This window comes from Gilliamella sp. W8128 (assembly GCF_016100545.1).
Classification (GTDB): Bacteria; Pseudomonadota; Gammaproteobacteria; order Enterobacterales; family Orbaceae; genus Gilliamella; species Gilliamella apis.
The window spans coordinates 26,447-38,985 of sequence record NZ_JACFSE010000004.1 but is presented as its reverse complement, the minus strand read 5'-3'; the positions used below and the strand labels follow the sequence as shown (position 1 = coordinate 38,985).

Genomic DNA, 12,539 nt, shown 5'->3' with positions numbered 1-12,539 from the left:
CTAGAAAAAATTAAGGAAATTAATATGTCAACTTTAGAAACAATAGAAGAAAAAGAAAAACGAAATATCATAAGACGTGTAGCTGTTGCATCATCAATTGGAACCGCTGCAGAATATTATGATTTTTTTGCATATGGGACTGCAGCGGTACTCTTTTTTGGTCAACTGTTCTTTCCTAGTAATGATCCTTTTATTAGTACTCTTGCTGCATTTGCTACTTATGCCGTAGGTTTTTTTGCAAGACCTATTGGTGGTATTGTTTTTGGTCATATGGGCGATAAAGTAGGAAGAAAAAAAGCGTTAGTCATTACTATTTTAATTGTTGGATTAGGAACATTCGTTATTGGTTTATTACCTACTTATGCATCAATTGGTTGGTGGGCACCTGTAATTCTAATTTTAATTAGAGTTTTGCAAGGATTTGGTGTCGGTGGTGAACAAGCTGGTGCTGTGTTGATGACAGCGGAATATTCTCCACCTAAAAAGCGCGGATTTTTCTCTAGTTGGGTACAAATAGGCGCACCACTTGGTTTTTTGTTACCTTCAGCACTTTTTGCTTTATTAACATCATTACTTTCAGAAGAACAAATGCTTGATTTTGGTTGGAGAATACCATTTTTATTAAGTTTACTTTTGGTAATATTGGGATTATTTATCCGATTACGTATTGACGAATCACCAGTTTTTGAAAAAATTAGACAAACTAAAGCTGTTGAATCTTCAATGCCACTGAAAGATGTTATGAAAAATTATCCGGGGATTGTTGCTAAAGGGGTTGGCGCAAAACTAATTGAAGCATGTTCATTTGCTATGTTTACAGTGATTGTTTTGGCCTATGTAAATGTAAATCAATTTAATAAAAGTTATGTATTAGATGCAATAATTGTTGCTGTAGTCATCGAGATTTTTACTATCCCATTAATGGGCGCTTTATCGGATAAATGGGGAAGAAAAAGAGTCTATATACTTGGCGCTCTTCTGCAAGTAATTTTTATTGTTCCATTTTTCTTAATGATCAATACACAGAATTATATTTTAATTCAGTTGGCAATGATAATCGTTTTACCTATTGGGCATGCTATGTGTTATGCGCCACAAGCTTCATTCTTCCCTGAATTATTTCCAACCGCAATTCGTTGTAGTGGTATTGCGTTGATATGGCAGGTTGGCTCATTAATTGGCAGTGGAATTTTGGGGCTTTGTGCGGTTAAGATTTTACAAATGTGTAGTGGACATTATTCTGGTTTAGCCTTATATGTTGGTACATTAGGTATTTTATCAGTTATTGGTATTGCGTTATTGCCAGAAACAGCACCTAATAAAATTAATAAAGAATACCAACAATGGGTTGGAAAATAAAACGACAAAATAATGATTATTTCAATTAATTATTAATCAGAGATTTTTATGAGATTATCAAATCAAACTTTATCACAACTACCTAAGGAGGTAGTTGTTCCAACTTATGATAGAAGCAAAATTAAAACCAAAATTGTTCATCTTGGTTTTGGTGCTTTTCATCGAGCTCATCAAGCAGTTTATACGGATATACTAGCTGCACAGCATGATAGCGATTGGGGATACTGTGAAGTTAACTTGATTGGTGGTGAAGCACAAATCCAAGATTTAAAACAACAAGATTGCTTATTTAGTGTATGTGAAATGTCCTATGATAACTGGAATACTCGTGTTGTAGGCGTTGCAAAAGAAGCATTACATGCAGATATTGATGGAATACAAAAAGTCTTAGATGTGATGACCCGTCCAGAAATTGCGATTGTGTCAATAACGGTAACCGAAAAAGGTTATTGTTATCTGCCATCGACAGCATCAATTGATACCAATAATCCATTAATTAGTCATGATATTGCCAATCCTCATGCACCTAAATCCGTTCCGGGTGTCATTGTTGAAGCGTTACGTTTACGTAAAGAGCAGGGATTAAAACCTTTCACGGTGATGTCTTGTGACAATATGCCTGAAAATGGTCATGTTACTCGTAATGTTGTTTTAGCACTGGCTAAACAACGAGATTCTGATTTAGCCCAATGGATTGATGATAATGTGACGTTTCCATCTACAATGGTTGACCGAATCGTACCAGCCGCAACGCCAGAAACTATGGCAAAAATAAATAAACAACTAGGTGGTATTGATGATCCCGCCGGTATTGCCGGCGAACCATTTAGACAATGGGTTATTGAGGATAATTTTGTGGCAGGTCGCCCTCAATGGCAAAAAGCGGGTGCAGAATTAGTTAATGATGTATTGCCATATGAAGAAATGAAGTTACGCATGTTAAATGGTAGCCATTCATTTTTTGCATATTTAGGCTATCTAGCTGGTTATTTACATATTGATGAATGTATGCAGGATGCTAATTATGTTAAAGCTGCTAGGCATTTAATGCTAAATGAACAAGCAACGACGTTGCGAGTTAAAGATGTTGATCTACCTGCTTATGCTGAATCTCTACTTGATCGTTATCGAAATACTGGTTTAAAACATCGGACATGGCAAATTGCAATGGATGGGACATTGAAGTTACCCCAACGAATGCTTGATTCAATTCGTTATCACTTAGCTGATAATACTGCATTTGATTGTCTTGCTTTAGGGGTAGCAGCTTGGATGCGCTACGTTAGTGGGGTTGATGATGCGGGTAAAGCTATTGAAGTGAGTGATCCGTCAATTATGCAAATAACCGATCTTGTCGCAAATAGTGCCGATGATGAAAATAGAGTAAAAGCGTTATTGTCTTTAACTCATGTGTTTGGTAGTGACTTGCCACATAATCAACTTTTTGTCGATAAGGTAACAAATGCCTATCTGTCATTACGAGATTTAGGTGCTAAACAGACAGTTAAAAATTTAACTGAACTTTTTTAGCACTATAAATGAAACTAACAATAATTGATAATAACTAAGGTGTAATAGCTTATTTAAGTCATTACACCTTCTATAATCATCATTCTAGTTATTTAATATATATAGTATTTTTTAAAAAAACTTTTCTTATATTTAAAAATCACCTACTATTTATTGTAATTAATTGATTACATAAAAATGGTATATGTTTAAACTTATTGAATTAAATATTTCTGAACCGGTTAATCAGCAGGTTTATCGCGCATTAAGAAGGGCGATTATTACATGTCAGGTGTTACCGGGAGTTCTACTTTCTGAAAAAGAGATCTCAAGTCAATTCAATGTATCACGCCAACCAGTCCGTGAAGCATTTATCAAATTAGCCGAAGCAGGATTAGTTAAAATTCTGCCACAGCGAGGTACATTTGTAACAAAAATCTCGATTAAAAAAGTGATTGATGGGCAATTTATTCGTGAAGCTGTTGAGTGTGCAATTATCAAACGGGTTGCGCAAGAAATAACCAGTGCTGATCTGGTATTATTGGATAAAAATCTTGCCGAACAGGTAGATGCCAATAACCGTAAAGATATTCGCGCTTTTTTGGAAAAAGATGACGAATTTCACCAAATTATAATGAATGTTATCGATTGTCCAATGGCTTGGGAAACTGTCGAAAATATCAAGGCAATGATGGACAGAGTTCGATATCTCACCTTAGAAGATATATCTCCACCAGAGGATTTAGTCAAGCAGCATGAAAAAATCGTTATTGCACTAAAAAAACATGATCCGGAAATGGCGGCATTGGCGCTGCATGAACATCTATCTACTATTTTACACACAATAAAAATAGTGTCACAACAACGGAATGATTGGTTTGTTGATTAGCTTATTAGTAAATAATAAGATTAAGTTATAAAAAATATATTTATAATGAGATTAATCACTATAAATAATAATTGAGACTTTCTATTATGATACGACAAGTTAAAATTCGAGTGTGTGGTCGTGTACAGGGCGTTGGTTTTCGTTTCTTTACTTATCAACAAGCGACCAAACTAGGTTTAGTTGGTTATGTTAAAAATTTAGATAATGGTGATGTAGAAATAGTCATACAAGGGGATAACATATCAATCGCTAAATTAATACAATGGCTTGAACAGGGCGGGCCAGTTTCAGCCCGTATAACTGCAGTGAATGTTATGGAATTAATTCCTGAAAGCCAGTTAGTCGGTTTTCATATCAAATATTAACTTTATAAATTATAGGTTTTTGCAATAATAACTAGTTGGCTAATCAACGCTATGATATATGGCTAATATTTATAAAGCATTATTTAATTAATATTTAACGTTTACGCAAATAGCCGAAAACACGATAACCTTCGATTTTCCATAATCCATCTTTATAAATTAACGGAAAAGTTACTCGGCTATTTGCGTTAGGGCCTGGATTTTGCTGAACAATTTCGATCTCGTTGTCGCTAACTTTACTGATAATAGCAACATGGCCATATTGAGACCATCCCAACACGATAATATCTTCTACTTTCGGTTTAGTGGTTGATCCATTATGGAACTGAAGTAAATTACGTCTGGTATTTATTTTACCGTCAGGAATGGAATCATCGAAAAAATCTTTTGCATGGCCATAACTATCTGGCATTTTATGATTGAAACGTTCGTAATAGTAGCGTTTAATGAATTCAACACATTGATATTTAAGACCTAAATTATAACCATCTTTAGCTACATTGCGACTACTAACATGATTGATATTGCCATTATAGTAGACTTTAACACCATTAAACTCGTCGATGACCGTGCCAATTTTACTCTCATTAACATTTAAATCAGCATAAGCATAATGATAAAAACTACCTACTTCCAGCATGAATAAAACAATTAATAAATAGAGACTGTTTTTTAATCTAAATAACATATTGATTTCCTATTGATATTTTTTTTATCCTTATTAGGTGATTATGTCTAAATTTTAGACCTAAAAATTAATTATAATAGTTATTTATTACTAAGAAATGTATATATTAATTGCTATATCTGAGCAATTAAATTTTCAATTAAAACATAATATTTTATTTAAATTAAAAGAAAAGCTCATTGTTATGTATTCATTATTAAACACTGTAAAACGCATCTATTAAGATGCTTTGAGACCGTTATCTTATTAATACTAATGTTTATCAATCATTATCAGAATGTCATTTAACTTCTTGCAATGTCAGATATTAATTTAATAAAAAATAAAGTAAAATGAGCTAATATTTAGATGATTTGTCATAATAGTGTGCCTGCGTTATTGATTAATCTTATAAAGGTAATTAACGTAAAGTATGAATAAAAAAAATTTAATCTGTTTCTTACTTCTTATTTTGATAATTGGTGTTTATTATAGTTATCAAAAAGATGATGAGGTGTCGAGCACGCCATCAAACGCAAGTCTGCCCGAAACACCAATTTATCAAAGTGATGATATGATAACCAATGTCTATGATTTATCAGGTAATATTGTATATAAAATTGAATCTGGCAAAGTAAAGCATTTTGATAATAATGAAAATACTGATTTTGATTTACCTAATGTTACACTTTACGATCAGGATCATGCGGCTACTTGGCATATTAAAGCAAAACGTGCAACCTTGACTAATGATAAATTAATCTATCTTTATCAAGATGTTGTGTTAACAAATTTAACCCCAGAATCGCAATTACAACAAGTGTTAACCGATAATGCTGTAGTTGATTTAACAACACAACTGGTAACGTCTGATGATCCAGTAAAAATTAAGGGAGTTGGTTTTTTCTCAACTGGTTTGGGTTTAATCGGTAATTTACGGGAAAAAACGGCAAATATACTTGAGAATATAAAAACCTTTTATAATAGTGAGGCTCAATAAAAAATGAGATCCAAAAAACAGAAATTTTTTCCGTTATTTTTTATGCTATGTGCATCATTTGCTTGTTTTGCTGATGAGCCTAATGAAGCCGCTTCATCTGCCTCAAAAGATCAAAAGATGTTTGTCGATAATAAACCTATTACAGTTGATGCAGATAATCAGCAAATAGATATTGAAAAAAATATTATTACTTTTAATGGGAATGTCCAGATTATCCAAGAAGGTTTGACCATATGGGCAGATAAAGTGGTAATTACTGATATGCAAGACACCAGTAAACAAAAAATAACTGCATATGGTAAACCGGTAAAATATAAACAAATTCTTCCACAAAATAATAAAATTGTGACCGGTCATTCACAACAGGTTATCTATAATGTTAAGGAAAATAACATAGTATTACAAGGTAATGCAGAACTATTTCAACAAGATAATCATATCAGTAGCTCAATCATTACTTATGATGTGAAAAAACAGCAAATTGTTGCACAACCAGGCAAAAAAGGTCGGGTAAAAAGCACTATTATTCCAAGTCAAGTAAAAGAGATGAATAAATAAATGGCAATTTTAAAAGCGGAAAATCTTGCTAAAGTTTATAAAAAACGACGAGTTGTTGAAGATGTTAGTTTAACAGTAAACTCTGGTGAAATTGTTGGTTTACTTGGCCCTAACGGTGCTGGTAAAACTACCACTTTTTATATGGTGGTTGGCATTGTGACTTTAAATGCTGGTAAAATCTACCTTGATGAGCATGATATCAGTATTTTGCCATTACATGAGCGAGCGCAAAAAGGAATAGGTTATTTGCCTCAAGAAGCGTCAATATTTAGAAAACTTTCAGTTATTGATAATATTATGGCTATTTTAGAAACGCGTAATGATATTGATAAAAATGAAAAAATAAATCGAGCAGAAGAGCTACTTGAAGAGTTTCATATTACCCATATCCGAGACAATGTTGGTCAATCATTATCTGGTGGCGAACGACGACGAGTTGAGATCGCTAGAGCATTGGCAGCAAACCCTAAATTTATCTTACTTGATGAACCATTTGCTGGTGTAGATCCCATTTCGGTTATTGATATTAAAAATATTATTAAACATCTACGTGATCGTGGTTTAGGGGTACTGATTACTGATCATAATGTTCGTGAAACACTTGATGTTTGTGAACGTGCCTATATAGTGAATAAAGGACATTTAATTGCTGAAGGTACACCAGACAGTATATTAAATAATGACTATGTTAAACGTGTTTATTTAGGACATGAATTTAGATTATAGATTATGATAAAACAAGGCTTACAACTGAAGGTTTCACAACAGTTGTCAATGACGCCACAATTACAATTAGCTATTCGATTGTTGCAATTGTCGACTTTAGAATTACGTCAAGAAATTCAAACTGTACTTGAAAACAATCCATTATTAGAGATTGCCGATCAGTATGATGAGGTTAATGTTGAACAAGATGAACTAAACGAAAATATTGATACCCGTGAAGCATTGGATAGCCAAGAAATCCCCGAGGATATTCCGTTAGATGCCTCATTAGATGATATTTATACTGCAGGTACACCCTCAGGAACCTATTCAGATTATCGTACTGATGAATTACCAATCTATCAAGGTGAAACGCATGAAACCTTGCATGATTATTTAAAATGGCAATTAGATTTAACACCATTTAGTGACATTGATCGTGCAATTGCGTTATCGATTATTGAAGCAATTGATGATAGAGGTTACCTAACCGTTTCAACTGAGGAAATTCTAGAAGAACAAGGTAATAGTCAAATTGAACTTGATGAGGTTGAGGCTGTTTTAAAGCGAATTTGGCATTTTGATCCAATTGGGGTTGGAGCGAGATCCTTAAAAGAGTGTTTATCTATTCAAACTCAGCATCTAACTCCGCCGGTATTAGTTAAACAGATTATTGATAACTATTTAGATTTATTAGCAAATCATGATTATCGAACATTGAAAAAACGCTTAAATGCTACCGATGAACAGTTAAAAGAAGCCATTAATTTTATCCAGCATTTACAACCTTATCCTGGTGATTCGGTCAATACTTTACCTCCGGATTATGTTATTCCTGATCTTGTGGTAAAAAAGATTGATGGCAAATGGATTGCTGAATTAAATAACGATACTGTTCCGACTCTGCGTATTAATCAACAATATGCGGCAATGGAAAAAATTAGTAATGAAAGCGATAGCCAATATATTCGCGCACATTTGCAAGATGCAAATTGGTTTATTAAAAGCGTCGAAAATCGTAATGAGACACTATTAAAAGTGAGTCAATTCATTGTTGAGCATCAACAAGCTTTTTTTGAAAATGGCGCTGAATATATGAAACCAATGATTTTGTCTGATGTTGCCGAGGCAATTGATATGCATGAATCGACTATCTCGCGAGTAACAACACAAAAGTATTTACAATGCCCAACTGGCATCTTTGAGTTAAAATTCTTTTTCTCAAGCCATGTTAATACTGAATCTGGTGGCGAAGCATCATCGACAGCCATTCGGGCATTAATTAAAAAATATATTTCCGAGGAAGATGCAAAAAAACCTTTGAGTGATAGCAAATTAGTTTCAATCCTTGAAAATCAAGGCATAATTATTGCTCGGCGAACGGTAGCAAAATATCGTGAGGCATTGTCAATACCACCTTCAAATCAACGCAAACAGCTTTAATAATAATTGGCTGTTTTCGATTCTTTTACTATTAATTTCTAAATCACTTTTTGCGTTTCAATAATCATCATATCAGAGGTAAAAGAACCATCTGATTGTAATTCGAAGTAGGATTTTGTATCTTGAGACGCACTTATTTGATAAGTTCTTATTGCATCCACTAAATTATTCGGTGTACGCATACGTTTTATCCAACTATCAAAAATCAAGGGTAAACGATGGCGTTGAATCTTATCAATAGTAAATCCAGCTTCGCTTAAAAATGTCAGCCATTCGCCTGGCGTATAGTCGCGTACGTGGGAAGTGTCACGTAGTGCTTCAATCGTTTGTAACCAAATATCTAAAACAGGCTGACCAGGCGAAACCACATCCATAATAATTAATTTACCATTTGGTTTGGTAATTCGATGTAATTCACGCAAACTTTTACCCACATCCTGCCAATGATGGGCAGAATAACGACTGACGACAATATCAAAATAGTTATCGTCAAATGGTTGATGCTCAGCATAACCATGCACGGTGGTAATATTTTTTAAGTTACGTTCATCCGCAGTTTGTTCTACCACTGCTAACATTTGCTCCGATAGATCGTAAGCTGTGACATGTTTAACCTGTTTTGCTGCAATAAAACTGACATGGCCTGCGCCACATCCCATATCTAAAAATTCAGCATTAGGATAATTAGTTAAAAAGCTGGCTAGATATTCAAGATCCGCTCCTTGAGCATGAACTTTACTGGTTAAGTAGGCGTTAGCTTGCTGGCCGAATTGTTGATTTACTTTATCGTGATGGGTTGTCATTAACTATTCCTATACAAGGCGCTTACGCGCCTAAATAAATTAATTTAAGAATGTAGGAATTTTATGCTCAAAAGAGCTGATAGCATCTTCATGTTGCAGGGTTAAACCTATATTGTCTAAACCATTTAATAAACAGTGGCGTTTGAAGGCATCAATTTTAAATGAATATTGCTTATCACCCGCGATCACAATTTCATTTACTAAATCGATGGTGAATTCAATTCCCTCATTGGCTTCAACCAATTTAAATAACTCATCAACTTCTTCTTCAGACAAGTTAACTAATAATAGTTGATTATTAAATGAGTTATTATAGAAAATATCAGCAAAGCTCGAGCCAATAATAGTTTTAAATCCATAGTCGGTTAATGCCCATGGTGCATGTTCACGCGATGATCCACAACCAAAGTTTTCACGAGCTAATAAAATACTCGCGCCTTTATAACGAGGTTTATTTAATACAAATTCTGGATTAGGTTGTTTGCCAGCATCATCTAAAAATCGCCATTCATGAAATGCATGTTGCCCAAATCCGGTACGAGTAACTTTTTGTAAAAATTGTTTAGGAATAATCGCATCGGTATCGACGTTCGCAGCATCTAAAGGCACGACTAATCCAGTATGTGTAGTAAATTTTGCCATGACAAGTCTCCTTAAAATGGTTTGCGAATATCAGTAAAATGACCAGTAATAGCCGCCGCAGCTGCCATTGCCGGGCTAACTAAATGCGTTCTGGCATCACGACCTTGGCGTCCTTCAAAATTACGATTACTGGTAGATGCACAGCGATCACCCGGTGCTAATTTATCATCATTCATCGCTAAACACATTGAGCAACCTGGTAAGCGCCACTCAAAACCGGCATCGATAAAAATCTTATCTAATCCTTCATCCTCTGCCTGTTCACGCACCGGACCGGAACCCGGAACGACTAAAGCTTGAACACCATCGGCGACTTTACGACCTTTGGCAACTTCAGCAGCGGCACGCAGATCTTCGATACGGGAATTAGTACAAGATCCTATAAACACTTTATTGATCTTAATATCAGACATTTTAGTTCCCGCGGTTAACCCCATATAGGCTAATGCGCGTTCAGCTGAATGTTTTTCAATTGGATCGGAAAAATCTTGAGGATTTGGTACTTGAGAATCAATAGCGGTTACTTGACCAGGATTAGTTCCCCAAGTTACTTGTGGCGCAATATCTTTACCTTCCAAAGTAACAATGGTATCAAAGTGTGCACCTTCATCGGTTTTTAAGGTTTTCCAGTAAGCAACCGCTTGCTCAAAGTCTTCTCCTTTAGGTGAGAATTGACGACCTTTTAAATATTCAAATGTGGTTTCATCTGGTGCAACTAATCCAGCTTTGGCACCCATTTCAATGGCCATATTACATAATGTCATTCGGCCTTCCATTGACAAAGAAGTAATTGCTTCGCCACAAAATTCTACGACATGACCTGTACCACCAGCACTGGTTGTTTTACCAATGATCGCTAGAATAATATCTTTGGCGGTAATGCCATCAGCGACTTTACCTTTGACCTCGATTTTCATCGTTTTAGCGCGACCTTGTTTCAATGTTTGGGTAGCTAAAACGTGTTCAACTTCCGATGTCCCAATCCCAAAAGCTAATGCACCAAAAGCGCCATGTGTTGCGGTGTGTGAGTCACCACAAACTATCGTCATACCCGGTAATGTCATCCCTTGCTCAGGACCAACAACATGCACAATACCTCGTAATGGACTTTGTAAACCGTATAAAGAGACGCCAAACTCTTCTGCATTTTTAGCTAATTCGGTTAGCTGAATTCGTGCCATCTCACTACAAGCGCTTAAATCATTACTTTTCGTTGAGGTGTTGTGATCCATGGTGGCGAAGGTTTTATGCGGTTGTCGGACTTTACGATTCATTGCTCGTAAACCATCAAAGGCTTGAGGAGAGGTGACTTCATGAACCAAATGGCGGTCGATATACAAAATAGGGGTTTCATTAGGTGCTTCATAGACAACATGTGCATCATATAATTTTTGATACAATGTTTTTGGTTTTGTAGACATTGCTTATATTCCTTTAATATTCTTGCAAAAGGGTTAATACGATCGATTAACCCTTACTTTAAAAATTAAATTAAACGACAAATGGTATCGCCCATTTCATCGGTAGAAACATAACTACCACCACGAGCAAGATCAATAGTGCGAGTACCTTGTTCTAAAGCTTTGTTAACTGCATTTTCAATAGCTTTAGCAATATCATCACGTTTTAAACTATAACGAACTAACAGTGCTAATGATAAAATTTGTGCAGCAGGATTAGCAATATTTTTACCGGCAATGTCAGGCGCACTACCACCAGCAGGTTCGTATAAACCAAAGCCATCTTCATTTAAACTGGCAGAAGGTAACATTCCCATTGAGCCGGTAATCATGGCGCATTCATCTGATAGGATATCACCAAATAAGTTAGAACAAAGTAATACATCAAATTGCGCAGGATCTTTCACTAATTGCATAGTGGCATTATCAATATACATATGCTCTAATGTGACATCTGGGTACTGTTTAGCTACTTCACTTACAACTTCACGCCACAAAATAGAAGTTTGTAGAACATTTGCTTTATCTACTGACGTTACTTTCTTGCGACGGATTTTCGCTGCTTCAAATCCCATACGGGCAATTCGTTCAATTTCAAAACGGTGATAAACTTCAGTATCAAAAGCACGCTCTTGAGGGCCAGTTCCTTCACGCCCCTTAGGTAAACCGAAATAGATACCACCAGTTAACTCACGCATACATAAAATATCAAAGCCACGTTTAGCGATATCTTCACGTAACGGACATAACTCTTCTAAACCTTGGTATAAACTAGCAGGGCGCATGTTGGCAAATAATTTAAAATGTTTGCGTAATGGTAATAGAGCACCGCGTTCAGGTTGTTGGTCAGGTGGTAAATTGGTCCATTTTGGACCGCCAACCGAGCCAAATAAGATAGCATCAGCTTTTTCACATCCTTCTAACGTCTCTTTTGGTAATGGGCAACCGTGAATATCAATTGCTGCACCACCCACATCATATTCACTTGTTGTAATGGCTAGGTTATATTTTTGACGAATAACTTCTAACACTTTATAGGCTTGTTTCATCACTTCTGGGCCTATACCGTCACCAGGTAGTACTGCAATATGGTAATTTTGTGACATATCTATTCCTTAACAATCTAATTATATTTTAAA

The 12,539-nt window shown here is 35.3% G+C and carries 13 protein-coding genes; 8 read left to right on the top strand and 5 right to left on the bottom strand.

Annotated features, from left to right (window positions below):
* Positions 1-24: 24 nt before the first annotated feature.
* From H3U97_RS04800 to yccX, 4 genes are all read left to right on the top strand, one after another.
* Positions 25-1,359 carry an MFS transporter gene (locus H3U97_RS04800; protein ID WP_081300034.1) on the top strand — a complete coding sequence of 445 codons (1,335 nt, stop codon included), beginning with the start codon at positions 25-27 and terminating at the stop codon, positions 1,357-1,359.
* Positions 1,360-1,407: 48 nt separating this feature from the next.
* A complete protein-coding gene (locus tag H3U97_RS04795) occupies positions 1,408-2,889 on the top strand; it encodes a mannitol dehydrogenase family protein (RefSeq protein WP_198198404.1) in 1,482 nt (493 codons plus the stop codon).
* A 184-nt stretch (positions 2,890-3,073) separates the two neighbouring features.
* A complete protein-coding gene (locus H3U97_RS04790; RefSeq protein ID WP_065578100.1) occupies positions 3,074-3,757 on the top strand; it encodes a GntR family transcriptional regulator in 684 nt (227 codons plus the stop codon).
* 86 nt (positions 3,758-3,843) lie between these two features.
* Positions 3,844-4,122, top strand: a complete 279-nt coding sequence (yccX, locus tag H3U97_RS04785; RefSeq protein ID WP_065578099.1) for an acylphosphatase — start codon at positions 3,844-3,846, stop codon at positions 4,120-4,122.
* Between the two features lie 94 nt (positions 4,123-4,216).
* Here yccX and H3U97_RS04780 read toward each other — a convergent pair whose 3' ends face one another.
* Positions 4,217-4,810 carry a CHAP domain-containing protein gene (locus tag H3U97_RS04780; RefSeq protein ID WP_086356869.1) on the bottom strand — a complete coding sequence of 198 codons (594 nt, stop codon included), beginning with the start codon at positions 4,808-4,810 and terminating at the stop codon, positions 4,217-4,219.
* Positions 4,811-5,222: 412 nt separating this feature from the next.
* Between H3U97_RS04780 and lptC the strand changes: the two genes are divergently transcribed.
* Genes lptC through H3U97_RS04760 form a run of 4 tightly spaced genes read left to right on the top strand, consistent with a single transcriptional unit; the run spans position 5,223 to position 8,495 of the window.
* The gene (lptC, locus tag H3U97_RS04775) at positions 5,223-5,789 is read left to right on the top strand and encodes an LPS export ABC transporter periplasmic protein LptC (protein ID WP_034902838.1); all 567 of its coding nucleotides are present in this window, start codon (positions 5,223-5,225) and stop codon (positions 5,787-5,789) included.
* A 3-nt stretch (positions 5,790-5,792) separates the two neighbouring features.
* Positions 5,793-6,347 (top strand): lipopolysaccharide transport periplasmic protein LptA, encoded by a 555-nt coding sequence (gene lptA / locus H3U97_RS04770; protein ID WP_081300035.1) that lies wholly within the window; start codon positions 5,793-5,795, stop codon positions 6,345-6,347.
* A complete protein-coding gene (lptB, locus tag H3U97_RS04765; protein ID WP_034902834.1) occupies positions 6,348-7,073 on the top strand; it encodes an LPS export ABC transporter ATP-binding protein in 726 nt (241 codons plus the stop codon).
* 6 nt (positions 7,074-7,079) lie between these two features.
* Positions 7,080-8,495 carry an RNA polymerase factor sigma-54 gene (locus H3U97_RS04760; RefSeq protein ID WP_198198497.1) on the top strand — a complete coding sequence of 472 codons (1,416 nt, stop codon included), beginning with the start codon at positions 7,080-7,082 and terminating at the stop codon, positions 8,493-8,495.
* Between the two features lie 38 nt (positions 8,496-8,533).
* On the opposite strand, the gene H3U97_RS04755 is transcribed toward H3U97_RS04760, so the two are convergent.
* From H3U97_RS04755 to leuB, 4 genes are all read right to left on the bottom strand, one after another.
* A complete protein-coding gene (locus H3U97_RS04755) occupies positions 8,534-9,298 on the bottom strand; it encodes a class I SAM-dependent methyltransferase (protein ID WP_198198403.1) in 765 nt (254 codons plus the stop codon).
* 39 nt (positions 9,299-9,337) lie between these two features.
* The gene (gene leuD / locus H3U97_RS04750; protein WP_065651574.1) at positions 9,338-9,940 is read right to left on the bottom strand and encodes a 3-isopropylmalate dehydratase small subunit; all 603 of its coding nucleotides are present in this window, start codon (positions 9,938-9,940) and stop codon (positions 9,338-9,340) included.
* An 11-nt stretch (positions 9,941-9,951) separates the two neighbouring features.
* A complete protein-coding gene (gene leuC / locus H3U97_RS04745; RefSeq protein WP_198198402.1) occupies positions 9,952-11,361 on the bottom strand; it encodes a 3-isopropylmalate dehydratase large subunit in 1,410 nt (469 codons plus the stop codon).
* A gap of 65 nt (positions 11,362-11,426) precedes the next feature.
* Entirely contained in the window at positions 11,427-12,506 is a 1,080-nt protein-coding gene (gene leuB / locus H3U97_RS04740) for a 3-isopropylmalate dehydrogenase (RefSeq protein WP_034902825.1), read from the bottom strand.
* Between the last annotated feature and the right edge of the window lie 33 nt (positions 12,507-12,539).